The sequence below is a fragment of the Bradyrhizobium sp. RP6 genome (assembly GCF_003837805.1).
Lineage (GTDB): Bacteria > Pseudomonadota > Alphaproteobacteria > Rhizobiales > Xanthobacteraceae > Bradyrhizobium.
In genome coordinates this window covers 216,081-242,986 of sequence record NZ_RQIT01000001.1, presented here as the reverse complement: position 1 = coordinate 242,986, position 26,906 = coordinate 216,081, and the positions used below count along the sequence as shown (strand labels likewise).

Annotated in this window: 30 protein-coding genes and 1 pseudogene; 7 read left to right on the top strand and 24 right to left on the bottom strand. The window is 64.6% G+C overall.

Annotated features, from left to right (window positions below):
* The first annotated feature begins 23 nt into the window (after positions 1-23).
* Positions 24-1,034, top strand: coding sequence for an alpha/beta fold hydrolase (locus EHH60_RS01310; protein ID WP_124157701.1), 1,011 nt, complete (start codon positions 24-26; stop codon positions 1,032-1,034).
* Positions 1,035-1,222: 188 nt separating this feature from the next.
* The gene (locus EHH60_RS01305; protein WP_028182358.1) at positions 1,223-1,474 is read left to right on the top strand and encodes a GCG_CRPN prefix-to-repeats domain-containing protein; all 252 of its coding nucleotides are present in this window, start codon (positions 1,223-1,225) and stop codon (positions 1,472-1,474) included.
* Positions 1,475-1,636: 162 nt separating this feature from the next.
* Here the strand turns inward: EHH60_RS01305 and EHH60_RS01300 are convergent, their stop codons facing one another.
* On the bottom strand, positions 1,637-1,921 hold the full coding sequence (locus EHH60_RS01300) for a twin-arginine translocation signal domain-containing protein (RefSeq protein ID WP_124157700.1): 285 nt from the start codon (positions 1,919-1,921) through the stop codon (positions 1,637-1,639).
* Positions 1,922-2,033: 112 nt separating this feature from the next.
* Positions 2,034-2,348 carry a hypothetical protein gene (locus EHH60_RS01295; RefSeq protein WP_124157699.1) on the bottom strand — a complete coding sequence of 105 codons (315 nt, stop codon included), beginning with the start codon at positions 2,346-2,348 and terminating at the stop codon, positions 2,034-2,036.
* Between the two features lie 130 nt (positions 2,349-2,478).
* Between EHH60_RS01295 and EHH60_RS01290 the strand changes: the two genes are divergently transcribed.
* Together EHH60_RS01290 and EHH60_RS37370 are read left to right on the top strand one after the other, a co-directional pair.
* On the top strand, positions 2,479-3,132 hold the full coding sequence (locus EHH60_RS01290; protein ID WP_124157698.1) for a glutathione S-transferase family protein: 654 nt from the start codon (positions 2,479-2,481) through the stop codon (positions 3,130-3,132).
* 94 nt (positions 3,133-3,226) lie between these two features.
* Positions 3,227-3,379 carry a hypothetical protein gene (locus tag EHH60_RS37370; RefSeq protein WP_199751250.1) on the top strand — a complete coding sequence of 51 codons (153 nt, stop codon included), beginning with the start codon at positions 3,227-3,229 and terminating at the stop codon, positions 3,377-3,379.
* Between the two features lie 21 nt (positions 3,380-3,400).
* On the opposite strand, the gene EHH60_RS01285 is transcribed toward EHH60_RS37370, so the two are convergent.
* Together EHH60_RS01285 and EHH60_RS01280 are read right to left on the bottom strand one after the other, a co-directional pair.
* Positions 3,401-3,748 (bottom strand): hypothetical protein, encoded by a 348-nt coding sequence (locus EHH60_RS01285; protein ID WP_124157697.1) that lies wholly within the window; start codon positions 3,746-3,748, stop codon positions 3,401-3,403.
* A 613-nt stretch (positions 3,749-4,361) separates the two neighbouring features.
* Positions 4,362-5,894 carry an acyl-CoA carboxylase subunit beta gene (locus tag EHH60_RS01280; RefSeq protein WP_124157696.1) on the bottom strand — a complete coding sequence of 511 codons (1,533 nt, stop codon included), beginning with the start codon at positions 5,892-5,894 and terminating at the stop codon, positions 4,362-4,364.
* A 138-nt stretch (positions 5,895-6,032) separates the two neighbouring features.
* Between EHH60_RS01280 and EHH60_RS01275 the strand changes: the two genes are divergently transcribed.
* A complete protein-coding gene (locus tag EHH60_RS01275) occupies positions 6,033-6,428 on the top strand; it encodes a DUF4260 domain-containing protein (RefSeq protein ID WP_124157695.1) in 396 nt (131 codons plus the stop codon).
* Between the two features lie 98 nt (positions 6,429-6,526).
* Here EHH60_RS01275 and EHH60_RS01270 read toward each other — a convergent pair whose 3' ends face one another.
* From EHH60_RS01270 to EHH60_RS01230, 8 genes are all read right to left on the bottom strand, one after another.
* On the bottom strand, positions 6,527-7,345 hold the full coding sequence (locus EHH60_RS01270) for a penicillin-binding transpeptidase domain-containing protein (protein WP_124157694.1): 819 nt from the start codon (positions 7,343-7,345) through the stop codon (positions 6,527-6,529).
* 73 nt (positions 7,346-7,418) lie between these two features.
* Positions 7,419-7,682, bottom strand: a complete 264-nt coding sequence (locus tag EHH60_RS01265; protein WP_124157693.1) for an EscU/YscU/HrcU family type III secretion system export apparatus switch protein — start codon at positions 7,680-7,682, stop codon at positions 7,419-7,421.
* Positions 7,679-9,235 (bottom strand): flagellar hook-length control protein FliK, encoded by a 1,557-nt coding sequence (gene fliK, locus EHH60_RS01260; protein WP_199751249.1) that lies wholly within the window; start codon positions 9,233-9,235, stop codon positions 7,679-7,681. The genes EHH60_RS01265 and fliK overlap by 4 nt, the downstream gene beginning before the upstream one ends.
* Positions 9,236-9,289: 54 nt before the next feature.
* Positions 9,290-10,084, bottom strand: coding sequence for an ATP12 family chaperone protein (locus EHH60_RS01250; RefSeq protein WP_124157692.1), 795 nt, complete (start codon positions 10,082-10,084; stop codon positions 9,290-9,292).
* Positions 10,085-10,218: 134 nt separating this feature from the next.
* Positions 10,219-10,515 carry a hypothetical protein gene (locus tag EHH60_RS01245; RefSeq protein ID WP_124157691.1) on the bottom strand — a complete coding sequence of 99 codons (297 nt, stop codon included), beginning with the start codon at positions 10,513-10,515 and terminating at the stop codon, positions 10,219-10,221.
* 45 nt (positions 10,516-10,560) lie between these two features.
* Complete coding sequence (locus tag EHH60_RS01240; protein ID WP_124157690.1) at positions 10,561-11,775, bottom strand: RluA family pseudouridine synthase; 1,215 nt, start codon at positions 11,773-11,775, stop codon at positions 10,561-10,563.
* 52 nt (positions 11,776-11,827) lie between these two features.
* Positions 11,828-13,165 carry a replication-associated recombination protein A gene (locus EHH60_RS01235; RefSeq protein ID WP_124157689.1) on the bottom strand — a complete coding sequence of 446 codons (1,338 nt, stop codon included), beginning with the start codon at positions 13,163-13,165 and terminating at the stop codon, positions 11,828-11,830.
* A complete protein-coding gene (locus tag EHH60_RS01230) occupies positions 13,162-14,568 on the bottom strand; it encodes a DegQ family serine endoprotease (protein WP_199751248.1) in 1,407 nt (468 codons plus the stop codon). The genes EHH60_RS01235 and EHH60_RS01230 overlap by 4 nt, the downstream gene beginning before the upstream one ends.
* Positions 14,569-14,878: 310 nt before the next feature.
* On the opposite strand from EHH60_RS01230, the gene EHH60_RS01225 reads away from it, so the two are divergent.
* Complete coding sequence (locus tag EHH60_RS01225; protein WP_124157688.1) at positions 14,879-16,492, top strand: OprO/OprP family phosphate-selective porin; 1,614 nt, start codon at positions 14,879-14,881, stop codon at positions 16,490-16,492.
* 42 nt (positions 16,493-16,534) lie between these two features.
* On the opposite strand, the gene EHH60_RS01220 is transcribed toward EHH60_RS01225, so the two are convergent.
* Positions 16,535-16,912: a winged helix-turn-helix transcriptional regulator gene (locus tag EHH60_RS01220; RefSeq protein ID WP_124157687.1), complete on the bottom strand. Its 378-nt coding sequence runs from the start codon at positions 16,910-16,912 to the stop codon at positions 16,535-16,537.
* A 121-nt stretch (positions 16,913-17,033) separates the two neighbouring features.
* On the opposite strand from EHH60_RS01220, the gene EHH60_RS01215 reads away from it, so the two are divergent.
* A complete protein-coding gene (locus EHH60_RS01215; protein WP_124157686.1) occupies positions 17,034-18,047 on the top strand; it encodes a zinc-binding alcohol dehydrogenase family protein in 1,014 nt (337 codons plus the stop codon).
* 56 nt (positions 18,048-18,103) lie between these two features.
* Here EHH60_RS01215 and EHH60_RS01210 read toward each other — a convergent pair whose 3' ends face one another.
* The 11 genes and pseudogenes from EHH60_RS01210 to rpmD all read right to left on the bottom strand — a co-directional run bounded on the left by EHH60_RS01210 (position 18,104) and on the right by rpmD (position 26,888).
* The gene (locus tag EHH60_RS01210) at positions 18,104-19,417 is read right to left on the bottom strand and encodes a chloride channel protein (RefSeq protein ID WP_124157685.1); all 1,314 of its coding nucleotides are present in this window, start codon (positions 19,415-19,417) and stop codon (positions 18,104-18,106) included.
* 56 nt (positions 19,418-19,473) lie between these two features.
* A pseudogene (locus EHH60_RS01205) lies at positions 19,474-19,769 on the bottom strand (DUF1330 domain-containing protein).
* Between the two features lie 10 nt (positions 19,770-19,779).
* On the bottom strand, positions 19,780-20,568 hold the full coding sequence (locus tag EHH60_RS01200) for an SDR family NAD(P)-dependent oxidoreductase (protein ID WP_124157684.1): 789 nt from the start codon (positions 20,566-20,568) through the stop codon (positions 19,780-19,782).
* A 169-nt stretch (positions 20,569-20,737) separates the two neighbouring features.
* Positions 20,738-21,154: a 50S ribosomal protein L17 gene (rplQ, locus tag EHH60_RS01195; protein WP_035680050.1), complete on the bottom strand. Its 417-nt coding sequence runs from the start codon at positions 21,152-21,154 to the stop codon at positions 20,738-20,740.
* A 144-nt stretch (positions 21,155-21,298) separates the two neighbouring features.
* On the bottom strand, positions 21,299-22,330 hold the full coding sequence (locus tag EHH60_RS01190; RefSeq protein WP_124157683.1) for a DNA-directed RNA polymerase subunit alpha: 1,032 nt from the start codon (positions 22,328-22,330) through the stop codon (positions 21,299-21,301).
* 112 nt (positions 22,331-22,442) lie between these two features.
* Entirely contained in the window at positions 22,443-22,832 is a 390-nt protein-coding gene (gene rpsK, locus EHH60_RS01185) for a 30S ribosomal protein S11 (RefSeq protein ID WP_007603045.1), read from the bottom strand.
* 123 nt (positions 22,833-22,955) lie between these two features.
* On the bottom strand, positions 22,956-23,324 hold the full coding sequence (gene rpsM / locus EHH60_RS01180; RefSeq protein ID WP_035709590.1) for a 30S ribosomal protein S13: 369 nt from the start codon (positions 23,322-23,324) through the stop codon (positions 22,956-22,958).
* A gap of 185 nt (positions 23,325-23,509) precedes the next feature.
* Positions 23,510-24,376 carry an adenylate kinase gene (locus EHH60_RS01175; protein ID WP_124157682.1) on the bottom strand — a complete coding sequence of 289 codons (867 nt, stop codon included), beginning with the start codon at positions 24,374-24,376 and terminating at the stop codon, positions 23,510-23,512.
* Positions 24,377-24,652: 276 nt separating this feature from the next.
* Entirely contained in the window at positions 24,653-25,984 is a 1,332-nt protein-coding gene (gene secY, locus EHH60_RS01165; protein WP_027574066.1) for a preprotein translocase subunit SecY, read from the bottom strand.
* Positions 25,985-26,132: 148 nt separating this feature from the next.
* A complete protein-coding gene (rplO, locus tag EHH60_RS01160; protein WP_028177974.1) occupies positions 26,133-26,618 on the bottom strand; it encodes a 50S ribosomal protein L15 in 486 nt (161 codons plus the stop codon).
* 75 nt (positions 26,619-26,693) lie between these two features.
* Positions 26,694-26,888: a 50S ribosomal protein L30 gene (gene rpmD, locus EHH60_RS01155; protein ID WP_011088137.1), complete on the bottom strand. Its 195-nt coding sequence runs from the start codon at positions 26,886-26,888 to the stop codon at positions 26,694-26,696.
* Between the last annotated feature and the right edge of the window lie 18 nt (positions 26,889-26,906).

The window sequence follows — 26,906 nt, the reverse complement described above, 5'->3', positions numbered from 1 at the left end:
CTGCTCCAATTACGAGACCCTCCATGAACCGCGCTCTCCCGGCCGCACTCGCCGCCGTCCTTCTCGTCTCTCCGTTCACATCCGCCATCGCCGCCGACACCGCGCCGCGCGAGCCCTATGGCATCGCGCTCGAAGGCTTTGGCTATCCCTACCCCGTGCACCTCATGCCTGTTGTCAACGATGGCGAGCAGCTCAGCATGGCCTATATGGATGTTGCCGCTGCGCAGCCGAACGGCCGCACCGTGGTGCTGCTGCACGGGCGCAATTTCCCGTCGAGCTATTGGGCACCCGTGATCAAGATGCTCGGCGAGGCCGGCTTCCGCGTCGTGGTGCCGGACCAGATCGGCTTCGGCAAATCCTCCAAGCCGCAGGGCGAATTGCATTTCGACAATCTGGCGCGCAACACAATCGCGCTGCTCGACCATCTCAAGATCGACAAGGCCGAGATCGTCGCGCATTCGCTTGGCGGCATGCTGGGCGTGCGCATCGCCCGCGCCTATCCGGACCGCATCGCCCATCTGGTGCTGACCGCGCCGATCGGGCTCGAGGATTACCGCCTTTACGTGCCGCCGACACCGACGGAAAAGATGATCGAGACCGAGGACAAGCTCACGGCCGAGGGCTATCGCAAGCAGCTCCAGACCAATTATGCGATCAAGCTGCCGGCGGAGGCGATCACGCCGTTCATCGATGCCCGCTTCAACATCAAGGGCAGCCCCGATTATCCGCGCTGGCTGCGCGCCTTCGTCAGCTCCGGCCAGATGATCTACCGAGAGCCGGTGGCGCACGAGATTCCGCTGATCGCGGTACCCACCCTGTTCGTGATGGGCGCCGACGACCACAACGCGCCGGGCCGGCCGCTCGCGCCGGAGGCGGTGCGGGCCAAGATGGGACAGAACGCCGAACTGGCGAAGGCGCTTGCCGCCAAGATGCCGAATGCGCGGGCCGAAGTGATCCCGAACACCGGGCATCTCGTCTTCCTGGAGGCGCCCGAGAAGTACAAGGAGCTCGTGCTTGGATTTCTCGGCCGCTAGCGACACTAGCGTGTCGTCTGAGGCCAGATGCGCGGAACGTTCATGCCGCATTCAGGTCATGATTGGCAGGTTTGGATCACGACGTGTCGGCACGCTCCAGATTTAACGTGTCGAATCGTGTCTCTTGATTCATTCTGCGCCGCAAGCGCCGTTCCCCTAGCCTGCCTAAGGACGAGAAGGAAATCCCAATGAAATACCTGTTTGCCGCCGTCATGCTCGCCAGCGCGGTCGTCGGTTTCAGCGAGGCGGCCAGCGCCGCCGGCGGTTGCGGCCCGGGTTGGTATCGCGGCCCCTATGGTGGCTGCCGTCCGATGCGCGGCCCCGTCGTCGTTCGCCCCGCTCCGGTAGTGGTCGCCCCGGCGCCGGTCGTCGTTGTGCCTCGCGCACGTGTGTGCCCCTACGGCTTCCGCTGGTACGCCGGCCGCTGCCGCCCGTTCTGACCTCGTCCATTTGCGTTCAAAGTGGCCGCGCGGCGGAAGCCAGCGCGGCCATTTTTTTGGAGTTGCTGCCAACGCTTCGTCCGCCGTGGAACTGAAGCGCCTCCAGAATCGAAACGGGGACCGCCGGCGGCGATCCCCATCCCATCCACAAATTTCGCGAGCTTACCAGTAATGGCGGCGGTGCCAGCGTCGGCGATGCCGGCGCCAATGACGGCGGTGCCAACCCCAGTGGCGGTGATGGCCGTAGTGAACCTGCTCTGGCGCCAGCTTCGCGGCTTCCTCGCTGGTGGTGACCGCGGGATGAGCGTCGGAATTGCCCTGCGGCATACGGGCGGGATCACCGACCGGCTGCGGTGACAGCGGCGCGGCCTGCGCGGCCGTCGCGGCGAAGGCGGCGGCGCCCGCCGTCACTCCCAATGCAAGTTTCAAAAAGTTCCGGCGCTCCATCATTTCTTCCTTTGGTCATCGTGACTGTGATGCAGAGGAAGTGTCGCGTTCACGACATGAACCGGAGCTGAATCGCGCGTCCCGATTCATCGAGCTGCGGAATGTCTTCCGCTTATTTCGCAAACTCCTGCGCCAGCACCAGCGTTTCGCGCGTGCGCTTCACGTCGGGCCAGTCGCGATTGAAATCGGCGACGAGCTTCTGTAGTGCGTCACCTTTCAGCATCGCATTCAGCTTGGCCTCGTCATCGAACTGATACATCGCTTGGTGCAGCGAGGGATCGTCGAGGCTCCAGAACCGCCAGGCCTTGGCCACGCCGAACGTCTTCACCGCGTCGGGCAGGTGTTCCGTCTCATACCATCTGTCGAAAGCAGCGCGCTTATTGGGATCGGTGACGATGGCGCGGACGATGAAGAATGCTGATGGCATCGGATTTCCTCCTGTTGTTTGAACCGAGACTAGCCGGTTAAGCCGCCGGCGACAAAAAGAGTTGGTGCCGCTGTCGGAATGGACGCCCTTCGTTCGTCCTTTGCCTCGAACCAGGACACGGAGACAGCAAATGGCCGACCTCACCCTGACCACCTTCGATTGGGTTCCAGCAGCGCCGCGAGGCTTCGTGCGCGACTTCCGCGTGCGCTGGGCGCTGGAAGAAGCCGGCTTGCCCTATCGCGTCGCCAGCGTGCCGTTCGACGATCGGGGGCCTGCGCACTTCGCGCACCAGCCGTTCGGCCAGGTGCCGTGGCTGACCGACGGCGACCTCTCGATCTTCGAGACCGGCGCGATCCTGCTGCACCTCGGCGGGCTCAGCGAGAGGCTGATACCGTCCGATCCGCGCGGTCGCGCCGAGGCGACGAAATGGGTGTTCGCGGCGCTCAATTCGGTGGAGATGGCCAGCCTGCCCTGGGGCATGTCGAAGTTCATGGGCCATCCGGCCGACACGGCGGCGTGGACATTCGTGGACGACTTCCTCAAGCTTCGGCTCAAGCATCTCGAGCCGGTGCTGGGCAGCCGCGAATGGCTGGCGGGCTCCTTCTCCGTCGCCGACATCCTGATGGCGGACGTGCTGCGCCCCGTCGATCGTTTCGACGGGCTCGCGGACCATCCGGCCTGCCGCGCCTATCTCGCACGCGCCACCGCCCGCCCGGCCTTCGCCAGGGCTCACGCCGATCAGATGGCGCATTTCGCCGCGGCGGATGCGACGCGCGAGACGTGATGTGGCTCACACATTCAATCCGGCTCTTGGACTAAAGTCCCCGCCGCCGGAATGAAGCAAGTCGCCGTTCGATTATTTCCCCGAGAGGGTGAACATGGCCCGCATCGAATATCTCAAGCAACAGATCGCCCGGGTCGAGCGGTTGGCAAAAGCCATCCTCGACCGGCAGACCGCCGAGCGGCTTCAAGCCTTCGCCGCAGAATGCCACACGGAATCGTCGGTGCTGACGCTCAAGACGGCCGCGTGAGGCACGCTGGCGCTGGTTGCGTCACACCAGCTTCAAAGGAGCATCGGCGACCAGGCGAAGGTCGATGCGTCCGATCAACGCCGCACGCCGCGCCTCCGCGGCAGTAATGGCGTCATCCGTCTGCCGCAACGTAGAGACATTCGAGCCGAGCGAGACGATCCCGCCCAGCACCAGCGCGATCGATCCAAGGGCGGCGGTCTGACCGAAGCCAAATAGCCCGAGGACCGTCATCAACAGCAGCACCGCCCCGCCACCGATGGCGATCTTGGACGCCAGGATGTACTTGCGGCAGCGTTCAGCGATCTCGGCAAGCCGCTCAATCCGGTCTTCGATGTCGGAGATTTCGTCGGTCGGATCGTCTTCGGTCATGAGATTTGTGAGCGCGTAGATCGGGAGACAAACGAACTTCAGTTATAGGCACCTAGGACACCGGCACAACGCACGCAGGGATAGGCCCAATCGACATAGCCGGCTCGTATGAAGACCCGTCAGGGTTGGCCGGCATTTGGGAAGCGTTTGCAGGGTCGGGCAAGACCGTGACGCGAACAGACACTCGGTCCCGCCTTCGATCGGTAATCGCTTCGTATCGGAGACTATCCGGCCCGCTGTAACCGGGTCGAGCCAAGTAGAAAACGCTTATGCCGCGGACCCAGCGCCCGATACAAGCCTGATCCCCTCCAGAGTCGCCGGCGACCTCGAAATCCTCGATACGATAACAGACGAACCCATGTTCTGGTAGCTTCATGAGCAAGAGCCGGGGGAACTCGATCAGCGCACAGGTATTGTCGGCGTCGGCGTAACCTTCGATAACGGTCTCTTCTGGCGTTCGGACGGCAACGGTCAACTCGCTGTCTTGTGCGAAGCACGACATGTCCGTCGCCAGGACTGCGGACAACGCACCCAATATCAGGGCGCACCATCCGTTGGCACTCCGCCGCAAGCTTGATCGTCGACGCCAGATTGCCACCGACGTCTCCGCCCGTCACAACGGCAAATTGTCGTGCTTCTTCGCCGGCATTTCCGTCTTCTTGTCCTTCAGCATCGCCAGTGCCCTTGCGATGCGCTTCCGCGTCGAGTGCGGCATGATGACGTCGTCGATATAACCGCGCTCGGCGGCGATGAACGGCGACAGGAAGCGGTCTTCGTATTCCTTGGTGCGGGCGGCGATCTTGTCGGGGTCGCCGATGTCGCTGCGGAAGATGATCTCGACCGCGCCCTTGGCGCCCATCACGGCGATCTGGGCGGTCGGCCAGGCGTAGTTCATGTCGGCGCCGATCTCCTTGGAAGCCATGACGTCGAAGGCCCCGCCATAGGCCTTGCGGGTGATGATGGTGACGAGCGGCACGGTACACTGCGAATAGGCGAACAGCAGCTTGGCGCCATGCTTGATCAGGCCGCCATATTCTTGGCTCGTGCCCGGCAGGAAGCCCGGCACGTCGACGAAGGTGACGATCGGGATGTTGAAGGCGTCGCAGAAGCGGACGAAGCGCGCGGCTTTCCGCGAGGCGTCGCTGTCGAGCACGCCGGCCAGCACCATCGGCTGGTTGGCGACGAAGCCGACGGTGCGGCCGGCGATGCGGCCGAAGCCGGTGACGATGTTCTTGGCGAAGGCTTCCGCGATCTCGAAGAAGTCGCCCTCGTCCACGACCTTCAGGATCAGCTCCTTCATGTCGTAGGGCTTGTTCGGATTGTCCGGAATCAGCGTGTCCAGCGACATGTCCACCCGGCCGATGTCGTCGAAGCTCGGCCATTCCGGCACGCCGTCGGTGTTGTTGGACGGCAGGAAGTCGATCAGGCGCCGCATCTGCAGCAGCGTCTCGACGTCGTTCTCGAAGGCGCCGTCCGCGATCGAGGAGCGCGTGGCGTGCACCGAGGCGCCGCCGAGTTCTTCGGCGGTCACGACCTCGTTGGTCACGGTCTTCACGACGTCGGGGCCGGTGACGAACATGTAGCTGGTGTTCTTCACCATGAAGATGAAATCGGTCATCGCAGGCGAATAGACGTCGCCGCCGGCGCAGGGGCCCATGATGACGGAGATCTGCGGGATCACGCCCGAGGCCAGCACGTTGCGGCGGAACACGTAGGAATAGCCGGCGAGCGCGGCGACGCCTTCCTGGATGCGGGCGCCGCCGGCATCATAGAGGCCGATGATGGGCGCCCTCGCCTTCATCGCCATGTCCTGCAACTTGGTGATCTTGAGCGCGTGGGTCTCGGACAGCGAACCGCCGAACACCGTAAAGTCTTTGGCAAAGACAAAAGTCTTGCGACCGTTGACGGTGCCCCAGCCGGTAACGACGCCGTCGCCCGGCACCTTGGTCTTCTCCATCCCGAACTCGGTCGAGCGGTGCTCGACGAACATGTCGAACTCCTCGAACGACCCCTTGTCGAGCAGCAGCTCGATGCGCTCGCGCGCCGTCAGCTTGCCGCGGGCGTGCTGCGCCTCGATGCGCTTCTCCCCGCCGCCGAGTTTTGCGGCGGCGCGACGGTCTTCAAGGGCGTCCAGGATGTGTTTCATTTGCTCCCGCCAGTTCTTAAGTGATGCGGGGTTCTAACACGGCATTTTGCGGGCCGGGAAGCGGCTTTCGGCGGCGCAGGGCTGCCCTGCCGCAGCGTGAAAGCGCAAGGAATTACAGAGCTTTGCTGGGAGACGAACATGACCGAAGGAACGGGCGCGGCGACAGGCGGCGTCAACATCCTGCTGCGGCTGGAGGGCCTGACCCTGTTCGCAGGGATGGTGATGCTCTACTGGGCCTGGGACGGCTCCTGGCTGGTGTTTGCCTTGCTCTTCTTCGTGCCCGATCTGAGCTTCCTGGCATACCTGTCCGACGCAAAGTTCGGCGCGATGGTCTACAACGCCGCCCACAGCTACATGGCCCCGGTGGCGCTGCTGACGTTGGGCTTCGGCCTCGCCTCGCCCCTCACTTTGTCCATTGCTTTGATCTGGCTTGCCCATATCGGCATCGACCGGGCGCTGGGCTACGGCCTGAAATATTCCGCTGGATTCGGCTTCACGCATCTGGGCATGATCGGCCGGCAGAAGGATGCCTGAAGGGGGGCGCCCACTCGCAATGGCGTTGCTGAGAGACCTGCGGTCGCAATGACGAGGACTTCTTTGCGGTCCGCAATGAGGCGCGATCACTGCATCCGTCAGACCGCGCCGATCTCGGCAAGACAGGCTTGCGTCAGCGGCATGCGCTCGCCGACCAGACGCGGCTCCTTGCAATCCATGTTGAGCGCGAACACGGTGTGCGCCTCGCCCTTCTCGGCCCAGCCGACCATCCAGCCGAGCGACGGCTCGCCGCGCTCGGCCCCAAGCAGGCCCGACTTGGCGCGGATGATGCTGTCGCCCAGTTTGGTCACCGGCAGGATGTCGGCGACGAGGTCCTGGCTGCGCTTTGAGATCGGCAGCACGCGGCGGCGCAGCCGGTCGACGAAATCGACCTGCTCGACCGGATCGATGCGCAGGGCGCCGGTGAGCCAGAACTGGTCGATGCCGCCGCCGATGTCGCGATTGCCGTAGTCGAACTCGTCGACATATTTTTGCATGCGCTCCTGGCCAATGCGCCGTGCAATCTCCTGAAAGACCGGCACCGCGCTGACCGCGATGGCGCTGCGCAGCGTGTGATCCTTATTCCAGGCCTCGATCGGACGCTTGACGCCATCCCAGGGAAACACGTCCTTGTCGGGGTCAGCGACCACGCCGGTCTCCAGCGCGATCAGCGCGTTCGGAATCTTGAAGGTCGAGGCCGGCAGCTTGCCCTCACCCGAGCGCTCCTTGTCACTGGCGACGATCAGATAGTCCTCGACCTTGTAGCCGACGAAAGTGCCTGACGTGCCGAGATCGGTGAAGCGTTTTGCAAGACTCTCACGGATTTCATTGCGCGGCGGCGCGACGTGGGCGCGCGCGCGGGATGGCAGGACCGCGGCTGCGGCGAGAAGACCGAGGGTGGAACGACGGGTCAGCAAGAGCGATATCCGTGACTGTGAGAAGCCGCGCGACCATGCAGCCGCTACGTGGTGAAACGATGACAGGTTATTCTTACCGCCCCCGGCCCGACAGCCGCAGAACGAACACCAGCACCTCGGCGACGGCCTTGTAGAGATCGGGCGGGATCTCCTCGCCAAGCTCGACCTTGGACAGCGCGCCGGCCAGGACCTCGTTCTCCTCGATCGGGATGTCGTGGGCCTTGGCGATCTCGACGATCTTATCGCCGATCGTGCCCCTGCCCTTGGCGACGACGACAGGCGCGTTGGTGCCCTTCTCGTAATGCAGCGCGATCGCGAGCTTGGATGGATCGCTCATGTCGCACGATCCAGGAAGTGCCCGGCGCGAACAGGCGCCGGTTGCGGCGGCGTGCCGTCGCGGACCACGATGTCGCCGGGCTTGAGCTCGGCCCTCGTCAATGCCTGGCTGAGCTCACCGACGCCGGCACGAAGCTGCTGCGCCGTCGCCGGCCGCTCCGCCCACATCCGCACGAAGGTCGTGTCGCCGTTCAGCGTGATCAGCGCATGCACGGGTCCGGCCGGCTCCACATCAAGAGAGAAGCGCGCGCGCCAGGCGCGCTGGGCGGGATCGACGGACTCGTTGCCGCCATCGCGCGATATCTCAAACTGCGCCATCGCAGTGCCCTGCGGGGTCGCGAACGGAATCTCGAAACTCCACTGCGGCACGGCCGGATCGATGCGGTACCCGCTGGCATCGGCGCGATCGGGCAGCGACGCAATTTGCAGCAGCGTCTGCCGCGCGAGCGCCGCGTCGGTATCGTCGAGCAGGCGATGCACGGTGGCTGCGAGCGGCGTGTCCGGCGCGAGCGATGGCGCGGCGATGGACTGCGGCGCCGGCAGCGCACCGCGGAATGGCGGGGGCGTCGCGTGTGCAGCGGCCTCGAAGCCATGGCCCTCCGGCACGGCCTTGTTGGACCCTGGCACGTTGCCGGTCAGGCGCGGCAGGTCTTGCGTGACCTCTTGCAGCAGGCTCGCGGCAAGGCCAGCGGACATGATCCGCGACGTCGCCGCGCCGCCGGCGAGATCGGCTGGCACGGCACCCGCGGGATTGACGCTGCGCGGCGTTTGCGGCTGTTGCGCGGTTGATGGCGATCCCGCCTGCGCCGCCCCACCTGCTGCCGGAGCCGGCGAGGCGCCTTGCGTCGGTGGCACGTCCCTCTCAATCGTAGCCAGTGCCTGGCGCAGCACCAGCAGCGCCGCCTTCAAATCGGGCATTGCGCGGGACGACGGCGGCGCGCCTGCCGCAAGCGAAGCCTCGAGGAACAGCCCTGATTTCTGGAAGGCGGATTCAATATCGCCGCCGGCAAGCCCGGTACTGAGCGGGGTCTGCTGCGCCAGCACGTCCAGCACCGCCTGCTTCAAGCCGGCGGGCAGATTGCTGCCGGTGACGACGGCGGCCAGATTGGCAAACAGCGGCGCCTGGCTGCCCTGCCTGGTGACGGCCTCGGCCGAAGCCACCGTGACGGCGACTTGCTCTGGAGGTGTCAGCGCGCTGCGCGCGGCGCCCGCCGACGGCGCAAGCGGCGGGCTCTCCACCAGCGAGGCCGCACGCGGCGTCAGCGTGACCACGTCGGCGGCCCCCTCGCCCGCCCCGCCCACGACGGCAAGACGGATGGCGGCGTCGTTCTGCGATACCGCCAGCTGGAGATTTTGCCCGGGCGACAGCGCGACTTCCGACATCACGTCGAGCGATAGATTTGCGATCGCGATCCGCACCAGATTGTCGGCGAGGACGCTGACGACCCTGGCATCGACGACACTGCCGGCTTGAAGCACAAGATCGGGTGTCGCCGCATCAGCCAAGGGGCCGGCGGCGCTGACGGGAGCAATGGAAGTGACCGGCGTCGGCATCTCAGCGGCCTCAGGGAGCGCCGGCTACCGTAACGCTGCGCCGTAAACCTCCCGTTAAGAACCTGTGGTTGCGGCAGGCTTTGCGGCCGCCAGCACAGCGACGGCGGCCTCGAAATCCCTGAGGCGGATGGCCCGGCGGCTGGCTGCCTCCTCGTCCACGCCCCATTGCTCGGCGTTCCAGTCCTCATCGACATGGGCGGCGGCCCAGACCTGGCCAGCGTCCCGTGCGCCATGGGCGAGTGCCAGCGCCAGCAGCGCCGAGCCGGTCAGGGTCGTCACCACATGAAGGGCGGCGACCGACCAGGCATCCTGCGGCAGCGCCTCGCGCGCCGCCCGAAGCGCTTCGTCCGGCTGCTTCACATGCATGATGCCCTCGGACAGGATGAAATGCGCTCCCAGCGTCTCCGCCGCCCAGAACAGCACGGGATCCCAATGCGCGGCCTCGCGGGCGACCAGTCCCTCCGGATGGCCGGCACGATAGAACAGCAGGTCGGACTCGAAATATTTGGCGAGGTCGTCGCTGACGAGCTCGACGCGATCGACGACACCTTCCACCACGCTGTTGGCGATCCGCGTCAGCGGCATGCTCATGGGGTCGATCGTCTCGCCCTGGGCCGCCCATTCCGCGGCCACCCCATCGGCGAGTTCGCGCGAAGGGATCAAGACCTGGCGACCGGACGGCGTGCGGATCGGCTTCCCGTCCAGCGCAATGGCATACCCGCCCTCGGCCTCGCTCACGCCCGCCTCCTTGTAGAAGCGCTTACGCTGGGGCGGGCGCGCCGACTGGCGTGCCGCCTCGCGCGGATCGGGCGGGCTTTGCCCCGCAGCTTCATCGAACAATTCGCGCATGTCGTTTTTCGGTCCCTACCGCTGAATGCCAAGCTTTTACGATATGACCGGCGGCCGATAAAGCGAGCGGCGGGCATGAGGGAACTTGGCGGGCGTTGCGGCCCTGTTCGCCGGGTCTGGCCGCTGGATCGACCCTAGTTCGCGCATCTGAGCGCATAGGTGCCGCGGTGAGCGGGGCTCAGCCCCGCGCCAGCGGCATCCTCGAGGCACTTCGAAAAGCGATCGCCGAACGAATTACGCGGAAGCGGCCGGTAATTGTAGCTCGGCGGCGCATCGATCCGCGGCATCTTCGGCACGTCGAGCTTCGGCGGCGGTGGCGGCGAAGGCGGCGGAACGACCTGCGAGGGGCCCGGCAGCACAATTTGTGCCAGTGCCCCCTGCCCCATGAGCAACGCGGTCAAAACCATCAGACAGATCGAGAGCCGTTTCATGGGCGATATGTTGTGCTCCGATCACCCCCGTTCAACCTGACTTAACTATTCTTCAGGCGCGTTCTCGATCGGATCAAACCTGGTTGCATCCAGCCCGAGCAGGTTCCAAGACTGCTGCATATGTGGCGGCAGCGGCGCGGTGGCGTCGATCACGCCGCCGCGCGGATGCGGGATGACGATGCGGCGTGCCAACAGATGCAGCCGGTTTTGCAAGCCGCCCGGCAGCTGCCAGTTCTCGATGTTGAAATATTTGGGATCGCCGACGATCGGATGGCCGATATGAGCCATGTGGGCGCGCAGCTGGTGGGTGCGGCCCGTCACCGGCTTCAGCGACACCCAGGTCAGCTTGTTGCCCGCGGTCTCGACCACCGCATAATAGGTCACGGCGTGGCTCGCGCCCTCATCGCCATGCTGGGCGATGCGCATGATGGTGTCGTCCTCACCCTCCTCTTTCGCCAGAAAGGTCGAGATGCGGCCCTGCTTGGGCTTCGGCAGGCCCGGTACCAGAGCCCAATACACCTTTCGCGCCGACCGCGAGCGGAATGCGCCGGTCAGGTGCGAGGCGGCGAAGCGCGTCTTGGCGATCAGGAGACAGCCCGACGTCTCCCTGTCGATGCGGTGCACGAGGCGCGGCTTCTGGCCCTTCGCGTCGCGCATCACCTCCAGCATCTGGTCGACGTGCCGCGTCATGCCCGACCCGCCCTGCACGGCAAGGCCGGCCGGCTTGTTCAGGACGAGAACATCGTCGTCCTCGTAGATCGTCATCTCCTGCAGCGCCTTGAGCGTTTTTTGCGCAGCGTCCGAGAGCTCCCCGACGACCTTCGGCGCGTCGAGCTTCAGCGGAGGAATGCGGACGCTCTGACCCTCCTCCAGGCGGTCCTTGCTGTCGACGCGCTTGCCGTCGACGCGCAGCTCGCCTTTGCGGACGACGCGCTGGATGTGGGAGAACGACAGGCCGGGAAAGCGCGCTTCGAGGAATCGGTCGACGCGCATGTTGTTCTCGTCGGCCGTCACGGTGACGGTCTGCACCTTGGTCGGCAGAAATGCCTCGACCGGCTTTGCAGGTGCGGCCCTATCCGGCTCAGCCTTGGGCGCGCGCCGCTCGGCGCGCTCGCCCGCAAAGCGCGGTGGCTTGCCGCCCGGCTTGCCTCCTGGGCGCGGTCCTGATTTCTTGGCGCCACGTGCCTTGAACGGGCGCGCCTCCTTGCGCTCGTCACGCGAACGGGGCTTCGGATCGGTTCTTTTGATGCGGCGGCTCATGGCTGCCTGCGTACCCTAAAAGGCGGCTGTCGTCACGGCGAAATGGCCGCATCTAGCCCGTCCCACCCCGCTCCTTGCGCAGCTTGGCCCAGTAATCCAGCCGCTTCCGGATCTCCCGCTCGAAGCCGCGTTCGGGCGGGTCGTAGAAGGTCTGGCGGCCCAGGGCTTCCGGGAAGTAGTCCTGGCCCGAGAAGGCGTCGGGAGCGTCGTGATCGTATTCGTAAGCTGCGCCGTAGCCTTCCGACTTCATCAGCTTGGTCGGGGAATTGAGGATGTGTTTCGGCGGCAGCAGCGAGCCGGCCTGCTTGGCGACCTGCATCGCCGTGCCGAAGGCGGTGTAGACCGCGTTCGATTTCGGCGCGGTGGCGAGATAGACGACGGCCTGCGCGATGGCGAGTTCGCCTTCGGGGTGGCCGAGGAAGTCGAAAGCATCCTTGGCGGCATTGGCGATGACGAGCGCCTGCGGATCCGCAAGCCCGATGTCCTCGACCGCCATGCGCACGACGCGGCGGGCCAGGAACAGCGGGTCCTCGCCGGCATCGAGCATGCGGGCGAGGTAATACAGCGCCGCATCGGGATCGGAGCCGCGCACCGACTTATGCAGCGCGGAGATCAGGTTGTAATGGCCATCGGCCGACTTGTCGTAGATCGGCGCGCGGCGCTGCAGGATGTCCTGCAACTGCGCGGCATTGAAAATCTCGTCCGCCCGCGCCGAACGCCAGACCTCTTCGGCAAGCGTCAGCGACGCACGGCCGTCGCCGTCGGCCATGCGCACCAGCACCGCGCGCGCCTCCGCATCAAGCGGCAGCTTGCGGCCCTCGACTGCCTCGGCATGCGCGAACAGCTTTTCGATCGCGGCGGCATCGAGCGAACGAAACACCAGCACGCGGGCGCGGGACAGGAGCGCCGCGTTGAGCTCGAAGGACGGGTTCTCGGTGGTGGCGCCGACCATCACCACGGTGCCGTCCTCCATGACGGGCAGAAAGGAATCCTGCTGGGCGCGGTTGAAACGATGCACCTCGTCGACGAACAGCAGCGTGCCCTTGCCCATCTCGCGGCGGGCGCGCGCGGCATCGAAAGCCTTCTTCAAATCGGCGACTCCGGAGAACACGGCCGAAATCTGCTCGAAGTGCAGATCCGTCGCGTCCGCCAGCAGCCGTGCCACCGTGGTCTTGCCGGTGCCCGGCGGGCCCCAGAACACCAACGAGCCGAGCGTGCGCGTCTCCAGCATGCGCGTCAGCGCACCGTCGGGGCCGAGGATATGGTCCTGGCCGACGACCTCCGAGAGCGCGCGCGGACGCAGCCGGTCCGGCAGCGGATGCGGCGCCTCGTGGTCGAGCCCCGCCGCGGCAAAGAGAGTCGGCGTCTGCTGTGGTCGCTTCGGACTCATCCGCCCAACGTGACGTTGATCTGCTGGCCGCCGCGCACCAGCGTGATGCGCCAAATCCGCGGCCGCTCGCTTGCGGCCTTCTCGAGGTCGCCGGTCTTGCTGATCTTCTGGTTGTTGACGGCCAGGATGATGTCGCCTTTCTGGAAGCCGACGCTCGCGGCTGCGGTATCGCCGCCGACATTGGTGATGACGACGCCTTCGGCGTCGGCGTCCAGATGCAGCTCGTCAGCGACGGCCGGCGTGATGGTCGAGACCTTCGCGCCCTGGAACGGCGAGCGCGCGGTGACGACGAGCTCGTTGCGGCCGATGTCGGGCGCGGTCTCCAGCGCCACGGTCAGCTTGAGCGGCCTGGTGCCGCGCTGCACGTCGATCTGCGCGGTGCCGCCGAGCGGACGGGTCGCAAAACGGTAGTCGAAGGCGTTGGGATCGTCCACGGTCTGGCCGTCGATCCCGGTGATGAGGTCGGAGGATTTCAGCCCGGCCTTCGCTGCGGGGCCATTGGGCACCACGCTTGCGACCAACGCACCGGTCGGCGAGCGCAGGCCGAGGCTCTCCGCGATGTCGGGCGTCACCGCCTGCAACTTTGCTCCCAGCCACGGCCGCTTCACCGCCTTGCCACCGCTCTTGGCGGAGGCGACCACGACGCGCACCATGTTGGCGGGAATGGCAAAGCCGATGCCTTGCGAGCCGCCGGAGCGCGAATAGATCGCGGTGTTGATGCCGGCGAGCTTGCCGCTCATGTCGACCAGCGCGCCGCCGGAATTGCCGGGATTGATCGGCGCATCGGTCTGGATGAAGAACTGGTAGTCGGTGATGCCGACTTGCGTGCGCGCCAGCGCCGAGATGATGCCGTGCGTCACGGTCTGGCCGACACCGAAGGGATTGCCGATCGCCAGCACGACGTCGCCGACCAATAGCTCATCGGAATTCGTGAAATCGAGCGTCGGGAATTTTTCCTTGGCGTCTTTCAGGCGCAGCACGGCGAGATCGGTACGCGAATCCTTCAGCAGGATCTCGGCCTCGAACTCGCGCTTGTCCGACAGCGACACTTTCACCTGGTCCGCGCCTTCGATGACGTGGACGTTGGTGACGACGAGACCGGAGGCATCGACGATGACCCCGGAGCCGAGCGAACGCTGCATCTGCTCGGGCTGCTGACCCGGCACGCCGAAGAAGCGGCGGAAGATCGGGTCGTCCAGCAGCGGATTGCGATTCTGCACCACCTTGGCGGCATAGACGTTGACGACCGCGGGCTGCACCCGTTGCACGATCGGCGCATAGGACAGCCGCAGTTCGGCCGGCGACGACGGGACGCGGCGGTCCTGCGCTGAGGCCGGATTGAAATGGGCCGAAAAGGCTATGCACAAAGCCGTGACGACGGCGGTCCAGGTCGATCGAAACATTCCTACCTCTTGGAAAAGACGCCGGAATATAGGCGCGTTCGCCCCTCAATAGAAGGGCGCGGGGCGGCAATATTCGGTCTCCTTCCGGTGTCTCCCGAATGCATGCCCGGCGTGCGATTCGGCAATCTGCCGGAGCGATGGATTGGCATGATGCGCGTCATCCAGCATGGTGGAGTGACGCGGATTCGGTTGCGGCGAATTTGCACCAGTGGGAACCGCGCAACCGGGCGCAGCGTCGCGGGGCAGTCATCGATCACACCTAGGCTCCGCAAACAAGTTGGGGAAGTTCGTCAAACGATGGAGTCGTGACGTGAGCAGGACAAGACTTGCAGCAACAGCGATTGGTCTCGCCGGTGCGCTGGCGGCCTCGCAGGCCCAGGCACAATCGGCAAGCAGCAGCGAGCAGGAGATCGCACTGCTGAAGCAGCAGTTGAAGATGCTGGAGCAGAAGCTCGACAAGCTCCAGAGTCAGACCGCGGCGAACACTGCGGCCACAGCGAAAGCCCGGGCCGAGGCGAAGGCGGAGGCCAAGGCCGAGGCGCGTTCGGAGGCAAAGGCCGTCGTTGCCAACGCCAATGCGGCGATCCCCGTCAAGGGACCGGCCCCGGCATCCGGCGTCGTCGTGACGATGCCGAACAATCGCCCGACGATCTGCACCGCCGACCAGGCCAACTGCGTTGCCATCACCAGCCGCCTGCATTGGGATGTCGGCGGCTATGACTATCGTCCCAATACCGCGGCCACTGTGCCGCAGAAGCTCGACAGCGGCCAGAACGTCCGTCGCGCGCGCATCGGCGTCGCCGGCAAGTTCTTCAACGACTGGAACTTCGCGCTCGTCTACGATTTCGGCGGCTCGTCCGACGGATTTGGCGGCGCCGCGACAGGATCGCTGCCGGGCGGCGGCGTCTCCGGCGTCGAGAACGCGTATATCAGCTACAACGGCTTGAAGCCGTTCGGCGGCAAGATGGCGATCGAGGCCGGCATCATGGATCTGCCATACACGCTCGACGAAGCGACGAGCTCAAACGACATCATGTTCATGGAGCGCGCCTCGCCCGGTGTAATCGCGACCAACATCGGCGCCGGCGACTTCCGCTCTGCAGCCGGTGCGCGCTGGTTCAACGACCAGCTCTGGATCGGCGGCTATGTCACGGGGCCCTCGACCGGCGCGATCCATTCCGCCTCGAGCGCTTCGCCGCCGGGTACGAGCGAGCAATATGGCGCCGTGGCCCGCGTGGCCGGCAATCCCATCAGCGGCAAGGACTACTCGGTACATATCGGCGCGGACGCGCAATGGCTGATCCAGCCGCCGCGCAATCTGATCGCCAATACGCAGACGCTCGCGCTCAGCGATCGACCGGAATTGCGTCTCGATCCGACCACCCTGATCTCGACCGGCGCCATCGCCAATGTCTCGGGGGCGCAGGTCTACAGCGTCGAAGCGGCGGCGACCTACGGGCCGTTCATCGTTCAGGGCGAGTACTTCTGGTACAACGTCGATCGCACCGCCAACACCGGCGTGCCGCTGGTCGGTGCACCGAGCCTGAAATTCCAGGGCGGCTATGCGCAGGCCGGCTACGTGCTGACGGGCGAAGGCCGGACCTACAATCCCGCGGCAGCGGCCTATCAAGGCGTCAAGCCGGCGCATCCGTTCTCGCTCGACGGCGGCGGCTGGGGTGCGTGGGAAATCGCGGGGCGCTTCTCGACGATTGACCTCAACGATCAGCTCGCGACCGCGACCGGTGTCGCCGGTGGCCGGCAGACGGTCTACACCCTCGCGCTCAACTGGTACGTCAACGGCAATGTCCGCTTCATGCTGGACTATCTGCACGGCACGGTGTCGCGACAGGCCTCGCCGATCTCGACCGCTGACGTCGGCTCGAAGTTCGATGCAGTCGCGATGCGCACACAGTTCGCGTTCTGACGCTCACCTTTTCCGGGAGCGGTACGATCCGCTCCCGGAAACTCACGCCGCGCGCTTCGGCTTGCTCTCTACCACCGGCGGAGGCGCGCAGGACAGCCGCTCCTGATGGCTCTCGCCCCAGGCTTTCAGGATATCGATGACCGGCTTGAGACTCTCGCCAAGCTCGGACAGGCAATACTCCACGCGCGGCGGCACCTCGGCATAGACCTTGCGGATGACCAGCTTGTCCTCCTCCAGCGCGCGTAGCTGTTTCGTGAGCATGCGCTGGGTGATGCCGGGCATCCGGCGGCGCAGTTCGCCGAAACGCTGGGTGCCGCTCTGGAGGTGGTAAAGGATCACGCCCTTCCATTTGCCGTCGATCAGGTCCAGCGTCGCCTCGACCGAGCAGCCGGGACGACGGGCAAAATTGCGCCGCTTCATGCGTGTTTTCCCAATAGTATCCAAACAGGGACTATATCCCCGAATTTACAGTACTTGCCAATTTGAAGCCAGGGCGACAGTTAGAGCGGCAGGCGAACAGCCCATCTGATGGAGACAAGCCATGAAGGCCGTCGGCTACAAAAAATCGCTTCCGATCGAGGATGCGGATTCACTGATCGATTTCGAGACCGCCAAACCCGAGCCCAAGGGGCGCGACATCCGCGTCGCCGTGAAGGCGATCTCGGCCAATCCGGTCGATTACAAGGTGCGCAAGCGCGCAGCTCCGCCCGAGGGCGAGACGAAGATCCTCGGCTATGACGCGGCCGGCGTGGTCGATGCCGTCGGCCCCGACGTGACGCTCTTCAAACCGGGCGACGAAGTGTTCTACGCCGGCTCGATCCTGCGCCAGGGCACCAACGCCGAGTTCCACCTGGTCGACGAGCGCATCGTCGGCAACAAGCCAAAGAGCCTGTCGTTCGCGCAAGGAGCCGCCCTTCCCCTCACTTCCATCACCGCCTGGGAATTGCTGTTCGACCGGCTCGGCGCGGTCCCCGGCAAGAGCGTCGATCCGCGCACGCTCTTGATCACGGGCGGCGCCGGCGGCGTCGGCTCGATCCTGATCCAACTTGCCCGCCGGCTCACCGGGCTGACGGTACTTGCCACCGCGACGCGGCCGGAGTCGCAGAAATGGTGCCTCGATCTCGGCGCCCATGCGGTGATCGATCACGGCAAGCCGATGAAGGAGCAGATCGAGAAGCTGAAGCTGCCCCCAGTCGCACTGGTGGCGAGCCTGACCTTCACCGAGCAGCACTACAAGGCGATTGCGGAGTTCATGGCCCCGCAGGGAAGGTTCGGCTTGATCGACGATCCCCCGGAATTTGCCATGAGCACGTTCAAGGGCAAGGCCATCTCGGTGCACTGGGAATCGATGTTCACGCGCTCCTCGTTCCAGACGCCAGACATGATCGCGCAGCATCATCTGCTCAATGATGTCGCCGACCTCATCGACAAGGGCGTGCTGCGCACCACGCTCGACCAGACCTTCGGCACGATCAACGCAGCCAACCTCAAGCGCGCCCATGCGCTGCTCGAGAGCGGCAAGTCGCGCGGCAAGATCGTGCTGGAGGGGTGGTAGACCAACTTCGTAGAGCAAACGGGTCAGTGGTGGGCAAGCTTCGCTTTTGCCCACTACTACTGCATCTTTTCCTGCGGACGCGTCGCCCGCTCGATGAATCCCTTGGCGAGCGCGTGATAGATGCCCTCCTCGCAGACCATCCGCGAGGTCGCGTGCGCGATCAGCGCCGCCGTCATCAACGGCACGACCATGCCGTGATTGTCGGTCATCTCCGTCACGATCACGAAAGCGGTAATCGGTGCCTGCACCACCCCCGCGAAATACGCGACCATGCCGAGCAGCATGATCGCGCCGAGTGGCGCATCATGGAAGAACGAGGCGATGTTGCTGCCGATGCCGGCACCGACGGCGAGCGACGGTGAGAAAATGCCGCCGGGTATGCCGCTGATCGCAGCAAAGGTGGTGGCAAGAAACTTGAGGGCGCCGAAATCGTGCGGCAGCGGCGAGCTGTGTTCCAGCGCCCCCTTCACCTGCACGTATCCGGTGCCATAGATCGTATCGCCGGATACCAGGCCGCAGATCGCGACGGCGAGACCGCAGGCGAATGCAAACCACAGCGGATGGCCCTTGATCGCGCGTCCGAGAGGATTATTGAAACCGCGCGCCATCGCGATGACGATGCGACTGAACAGGCCGCCCGCGAGGCCGCCGGCCACCCCGCAAAGTGGAACGGCGAGCCAGTCCGCTCCACGCGCCAGCGACGTCGCGCTGCTGCCAAAATAGGCGTAATTGCCGGCGAGCGCGAGCGAGGTCAGACCGGCGGCGATGACGGCCGCAATGATGAGGCTGGACGTGCGGGTTTCAAAAGCACGGCTCATCTCCTCGATGCCGAAGACGATTCCGGCCAGCGGCGTGTTGAATGCCGCGGCTACGCCAGCGGCGGCACCGGCTAGAATCAATCCGGGCTGGCGGCGCGGCGAGACGCGGCCGAGCGCGAACATGATGGAAGCACCGACCTGCACCGTTGGCCCCTCCCGCCCAACGGAGGCGCCACACAACAGACCGAATAGAGTGAGGATCACCTTTCCGACCGCAATCCTGATCGAGACCAGGCTCTCTCGCGCGCCCTGATCGGTCAGGTGCCGCGCCGCAATTGCCTGCGGGATACCGCTGCCCTGTGCGTTCGGGAATAGACGGATGGTCAGATAGGCCGACAGCATGAAGCCGAGCGGCGTCACCGCGAGCACGGCATAGCGCGACTTTGCGAGCAGCAGCGCAAAGGCGTGCTGGGCGAGGTCCGCAACTTGCGCCAGCGCCACCGCAGTGGCGCCGACTCCGATCCCACCGAGCAGAAAGATCGCCCGCCGCCGCCACCGCGCGGATGTCAGCCTGAACAGACGTCTATGGCGGGTCGACATGGGCCAGAGCATAGAGCTTCATTTTAGCCTGCCGGGCGTCAAATTGAAGCGCCAAGTAGGCGGATCAGCTAAGCTGGCACTACACCTTCCACGAATAGCAGCCGCCGCTCGATCGCCGTCTCCCGAAGCTTAAGTGCATCGGCATATTCCGCCGATGCGTACCATTCGCGCGCCCGGGCCATCGAGGGAAACTCGACGATGATGATGGCTTGGCCGGCGGCGCTCCCTCCACCACTTCGGCAGCGCCGCCGCGCGCGAGATAGCGACCGCTATATTGGGCAATGGTCTGCGCCGCGAGCGTGCGGTAGGCCTCCATCGCGGCTCTGTCGCGCACCTCGACTTCTGAGATCACATAGGCCGCCATGCCCATCGTCTCAGGCGATCGTGTTGACGATGCCGCCCTCGGCGCGCAGCGCTGCACCGTTGGTCGCAGACGCTTCCTTAGATGCGGCATAGACCACCATGTTGGCGATCTCGTCGACGCTGGCGAAGCGCTGCAGCAGCGAGCTCGGGCGATGTTGCCTGACGAAATTGGCGGCGGCTGCATCGACCGATTGGCCGTTCTGCCGGGCAAGATCCTTGACGAACGTCTCGACGCCCTCCGACATGGTCGGGCCCGGCAGCACGGAGTTGACGGTCACACCGGTACCGCGGGTGAGCTGCGCCAGGCCGCGCGCGACGGAAAGTTGGGCCGTCTTGGTCATGCCGTAATGGATCATCTCGACGGGAATGTTGAGCCCGGACTCCGATGAGATGAAGACGATGCGACCCCAGTTGCGCTCGAGCATGCCCTTCATGTACGCGCGCGACAGCCGCACGCCGCTCATCACGTTGACCTCGAAGAAGCGGGTCCAGTCCTCGTCCGGGATATCGAAGAAATCCTTGGGCTCGAAGATGCCGGCATTGTTGATGAGAATGTCGACCTCAGGCAGCGCAGAGACGAGCGCCTTGCAGCCCGAAGCGGTCGAGACGTCGGCGGCGATGCCGCGCGCCTTGGCCCCCGTCCCTTCCAGCTTGCGCACGGCGGCCTCGACCTTGTCCTGACCGCGGCCGTTGATCACGACGCTCGCGCCCGAGCCGGCGAGGCCCTTGGCGATGGCGTAGCCGATGCCGGCGGTCGAGCCGGTCACGAGGACGGTCTTTCCGGAAAGGTCGATGTTCATGCGATGTCTCCATGGATGCAAGTGGAGATATCGGGAGCGGCCTGTGACGCCGCAATCGGTCTCACTGAGCCGTGAGGAAGCGCATCTACAGGGCGAAGCCGCCCCTGCGCATCCAAACAAAAACGGCGCCCGCAAAGGCGCCGTCTTCAATTCATATCCGCTGACTGGCTTACGCCGCCTCGGCTTCCTTTTCCTGCACCGGGCCGGAATCCTGGCCCTTGGCATCGACGTCGCGATCGACGAACTCGATCACGGCCATCGCGGCGTTGTCGCCGTAGCGGAAGCCGGCCTTGATGATGCGGGTGTAGCCGCCCTGACGGTCCTTGTAGCGGGGCGCGAGCACGTCGAACAGCTTCTTGACCTGGTCCTTGTCGCGCATCTCGGAGATCGCCTGGCGGCGCATCGAGAGGCCGCCCTTCTTGCCGAGGGTGACCAGCTTCTCCACGATCGGGCGCAATTCCTTCGCCTTCGGCAGCGTGGTGACGATCTGCTCGTGCTTGATCAGCGCGGCCGCCATGTTTGCGAACATCGCGCGGCGATGCTCGGCCGTGCGGTTGAGCTTGCGATGAACCTTGCCGTGACGCATGTGTGTAGTCCTTCTTCGATTGTGTCGCGGTGGTTCAGCGACTGGTTTTCAGGTGGGCTTCCTGCGTTCGCCCTGGGTCGCGAGTGGCGAATGGTGAGTAGCGAATAGTTCTTCCCTATTCGCCACTCCCTACTCGCCATTCGCTCAGTAATGATCCTCGAAGCGCTTGGCGAGCTCGTCGATGTTCTCCGGCGGCCAGCCCGGCACTTCCATGCCGAGGTGCAGACCCATCTGAGCCAGCACTTCCTTGATCTCGTTCAGCGACTTGCGGCCGAAATTCGGGGTGCGGAGCATTTCCGCTTCGCTCTTCTGCACGAGGTCGCCGATGTAGACGATGTTGTCGTTCTTCAGGCAGTTGGCCGAACGCACCGACAGCTCGAGCTCGTCCACCTTCTTGAGGAAGGCCGGGTTGAAGGCGAGGTCCGGAATGATCTCCTGGGCGACTTCCTTGCGCGGCTCTTCGAAGTTGACGAACACGTTGAGCTGATCCTGCAGGATGCGCGCAGCGTAGGCCACCGAATCGTCCGGCGTGAGCGCGCCGTTGGTCTCGATCGTCATGGTCAGCTTGTCGTAGTCGAGTATCTGGCCCTCGCGGGTGTTCTCGACCTTGTAGGAGACCTTGCGGACCGGCGAGTACAGGCTGTCGACCGGGATCAGACCGATCGGAGCATCTTCGGGACGGTTGCGCTCGGCAGGCACGTAGCCCTTGCCGGTCGATACCGTGAACTCCATGCGGATCTCGGCGCCCTCGTCGAGGGTGCAGATCTGCAGGTCGGGGTTGAGCACGACCACATCGCCGACAGTCTGGATGTCGCCGGCGGTGACGACGCCCGGACCCTGCTTCTTCACGACCATGCGCTTGGGGCCTTCGCCCTGCATCTTGATCGAGATGTCCTTGATGTTGAGCACGATGTCGGTGACGTCCTCACGGACGCCCGCAATCGAGGAGAACTCGTGCAGCACGCCGTCGATGTGCACCGACTGCACCGCCGCGCCCTGGAGCGAGGAGAGCAGGATGCGGCGCAGCGCGTTGCCGAGGGTCTGGCCGAAGCCACGTTCGAGCGGCTCGGCGACGATGGTCGCGAAACGCGAGGGATCGCTGCCGGGCGTGACCTGGAGCTTGTTCGGCCGAATCAGTTCTTGCCAATTTTTCTGGATCGTCACTGTTTCACCCATACAGGCCAGTCAATTTGACAGTTCAAATACTGGCGTTGGAGAAAGGCCGCAGATCATTCCCGCGGCTTCTTAGTAAAGTCGTCGCGGGCGCCGATGCGCCCGCAACTTGGTATCAAACGCGCCGACGCTTACGGGGACGGCAACCGTTGTGCGGAATCGTGGTCACGTCACGGATCGAAGTGACGGTGAAGCCCGCGGCCTGGAGCGCACGGAGCGCCGACTCGCGTCCCGAACCGGGACCAGCGACTTCGACCTCCAGCGTGCGCATGCCGTGCTCCTGCGCCTTCTTGGAGACGTCTTCGGCGGCGACCTGCGCGGCGTAAGGGGTCGATTTGCGCGAGCCCTTGAAGCCCATCGTGCCGGCCGAGGACCAGGCAATCGTGTTGCCCTGCGCGTCGGTGATGGTGATGGTCGTGTTGTTGAACGACGAATTCACATGCGCAACGCCGGAGGCGATGTTCTTGCGTTCACGACGACGAACGCGAGTGGCTTCCTTGCCCATTGGGTCCCTTTCCTGAAGATCTCAAACGCCGCCGTAGTGCCAGCGGCTACACCTGTGGAACGAAAAGCGCGTGGCGAACGGGTCATCCCCTCTTCGCCACACGCCGTGACTGGATTCGAAAACTTATTTCTTCTTGCCGGCGATGGCCTTGGCCGGGCCCTTGCGCGTGCGCGCATTGGTGTGGGTGCGCTGACCGCGCACCGGCAGACCGCGACGATGACGCAGACCGCGATAGCAGCCGAGGTCCATCAGACGCTTGATGTTGATACCGACCTCGCGACGCAGATCGCCCTCGACGAGGTAGTCGCGGTCGATGACTTCGCGGATCTGGAGCACTTCGGCGTCGCTGAGCTGATTGACGCGACGGTCCTCGGGGATCTTCACCTTCTCCATGATCTCGCCGGCGATCTTCGCGCCGATGCCATGGATGTACTGGAGCGCGATCAGCACGCGCTTGTTGGTGGGAATGTTCACGCCGGCAATACGGGCCACGGCCTTCTCTCCTGTCGCCGATCCTCGTCAGGATCGGGCTTTAAGTGCTTGTGTTCTCGGGCAGGTGTTCACAAACGCGAACACGACGCCCACCCCCGGTCTTCCTGGGGCCCGGCATCGTCTGAAACTATCCGACTTGGATGCGGGGCTTATTAGGGGATTCCAGGGGCTTTCGTCAACCGCTGCTAGCGCTTGGCTCGCTTTTTCGTGACCTTTTTTGCCGACTTTTTGGCACCCTTTTTGACGGCCTTCCTGGCGGTCGTTTTGGCTGCCTTTTTGGCCGTTTTCTTGGCCGCCTTCTTCGGGCCCTTCACGGCTTTCTTGACCGTCTTTTTGGCGGCTTTGGCCGATTTGGTCGCCTTTTTGGCTGCCTTCGCCGGTTTTTCGGCAGATTTCTTCGCCGCCTTGGCCTTTTTGGCCGGCGCCGTCTTGGCCGCGCTTCTGGAGTGGGTCTTGGGCTCGACCGCGCCGAGCGCCAGAAGCTGGCGGTGGATGGCGCGGGTGACCTCGTCGATGGCCATCATGCCGTCGATGGTCGAGAGCTTCCGACGCTCGGAATAATAGTGAATCAGCGGTTCCGTCTGGCTGCGATAGCTGGCAAGCCGCTTGGTCAGGACCTCCGGGGTGTCGTCCACCCGAACCTCCTCGCCACGCTCGCGCATCTGGGCGACGCGGGTCTCGACCCTGTTCAGCAACGCGCTCTCGTTGACGCGGAGTTCGATCACGGCGTCGAGCTTGAGATGCTTCTGCTTGAGCAACTCATCCAGCGCCTCGGCCTGCGGCACGGTACGCGGGAAACCATCGAGGATGAAACCGTTCCTGGCGTCCGGCTGGTCGATCCGGTCGGAGATGATTCCGACCACGACCTCGTCCGGCACGAGGCCGCCGCTGGCCATGATCTCCTTGGCCTTCAGCCCGACCGGCGTGCCGGCCGCAACCGCTGCACGCAGCATCTCGCCGGTCGAGAGCTGGACGATGCCATAGCGCTGCACCAAGAGCTGCGCCTGGGTCCCCTTGCCCGACCCCGGCGGTCCCAGAAGTATAATTCTCATCGGCGTACGCCCCCCGGATTGGTGAGCGATACGTCGCGCACCTGCGTTTGAAGATCAAGAACAGTGCAAACCATAATCGGCGCCGCACCGCTACCCATATCATAGGGGAGCGAATGCCCGGACGCCAAGAAGGCCTTTGAAATCAGTGATTGCATCGACGTGGGAGCGTCTCTGCCCATGCGACCGAGCCGCTGACTGATCGGCTCTGCGGCGCCGCACGTTGCTCGTGCGGCGAATCGGCGGCACGTTCGCGCCGCCTCTCGAGCGACTCCGTACTTAGCGGCGGCGGCCCCGGAGCTTGGACTTCCGGATCAGGCCTTCGTACTGGTGCGCCAGCAGATAGCCCTGGACCTGCGCCACCGTGTCCATGGTGACGCTGACGACAATCAGCAGCGAGGTGCCGCCGAAATAGAACGGCACCGACGCGTAGGAGATCAGGATCTCGGGAATCAGACAGACGATCGCCAGATAAATCGCGCCGAGCACCGTAATGCGGGACAGCACGTAGTCGATATATTCCGCCGTGCGCTCGCCCGGACGGATGCCCGGAATGAAGCCGCCGTGCTTCTTCAGATTGTCCGCGGTCTCGGTCGGGTTGAACACGATAGCGGTGTAGAAGAAGGCGAAGAACACGATCAGCGCGAGATACATGATCAGGAACAGCGGACGGCCGTGGCCGAGCTGGGTTGTGATCCACTGAAACCACTCCGGCCCACTGCCCGCGTTGAAGTTCGCAACCGTGGTCGGCAGCAAGAGCAGCGACGACGCGAAGATCGGCGGAATTACGCCCGAGGTGTTGAGCTTGAGCGGCAGATGCGAGGACTGGCCCTCGAACATCTTGTTGCCGACCTGGCGCTTTGGATACTGGATCAAGAGGCGGCGCTGCGCGCGCTCCATGAACACGATGAAGGCGATCACGGCAACGGCCATGATGATGACGACCAGGATCAGGCCGGTCGACATCGCGCCCTGACGGCCGAGCTCGAGCATGTTGGCGAGCGCCGCGGGCAGCTCGGCGACGATGCCGGCGAGAATGATCAGCGAAATGCCGTTGCCGATGCCGCGCGAGGTGATCTGCTCGCCGAGCCACATCAGGAACATGGTGCCCCCGGTCAGCGTGATCGCCGTGGACAGGCGGAAGAACATGCCGGGCTCGCTGACGACGTTGCCGGCGCCTTCGAGGCCTACTGCGATTCCGTAGGACTGGAATGCGGCCAGGATGACCGTCAGATAGCGGGTGTACTGATTCAGCGTCTTGCGGCCGGCCTCGCCTTCCTTCTTCAGCGCTTCCAGCTGTGGCGAGACGGTGGTGAGCAGCTGGATGATGATCGAGGCCGAGATGTACGGCATGATGTTCAACGCGAAGATCGCCATGCGGTGGATACCTCCGCCGGCGAACATGTTGAACATGCCGAGGATGCCCCCCGCCTGGGACCGGAACACCTGCTCCCAGATGTTCGGATCGATACCGGGCAGCGGGATGTAGGTCCCGAGCCGATAAACGAGCAGCGCACCCAGAGTGAACCAGATGCGCTTCTTCAGTTCGTCGGCCTTGGCAAACGCGCCGAAATTGAGATTGGCTGCCAGTTGTTCCGCTGCTGAGACCATCTTGGACTTTCTCCCGCCGCCTGTTGCGCCGTCATGCCCGCGGCCGGGCTAGTTTAGCGGACGCCGGACATTATCTGGGGCTCGGCTTCGATAAGTCCACGTCCCGCATGCGTAAAGGCCCGCAAGCCGCGGGCCAATGACGCAGTTGTTACGCCGCCTCGCCTTCTTCCTTGGCAGGGGCGAGGATCTTCACCGAGCCGCCGGCCTTCTCCACCGCCGCAATTGCGGTCTTGGTGGCGCCATGCACTTCGATGTTGAGCTTGGACTTGAGCTCGCCGCGGCCGAGCAGCCGCAGGCCGCCCTTGGCGCGGCGCAGCACGCCGCCCTTCACCAGGGCCTCGACGTTCACGACGCTGCCGGCGTCGATCTTCTTGGCATCGACCGCTTCCTGGAGCCGGTCGAGATTGATCTCGGCGAACTCGATGCGGAAGATGTTGTTGAAGCCACGCTTGGGCAGACGGCGATGCATCGGCATCTGGCCGCCTTCGAAACCCTTGATGCGCACGCCCGAACGCGCGGTCTGGCCCTTGCCGCCGCGGCCGGACTGCTTGCCCTTGCCGGAACCGATGCCGCGGCCGACGCGCATACGCTTTTTGCGCGAGCCGGCGTTGTCGGCGATATCGCTGAGCTTCATCGCCCTTCTCCTTGTGTCTTGCGCACGATCTTCACCGAAAACCGCTTCCCGCTCTTCGGGATCGTGCGCCTTTGCTTACTTCTCGTCCACGATGCGGACGAGATGGTGAACCTTCTCGATCATGCCGCGCACCGCCGGGGTATCAGGCAGTTCGCTGGTGCGGCCGATCTTGTTGAGCTTGAGCCCGATCAGCGTCGAACGCTGCGAGTGATGGCGGCGGATCGCGCTGCCGGTCTGCTCGAGCTTGATCGTCTTTGCGGCCTTGGCCATGGGAGTCTACTCCGAAGC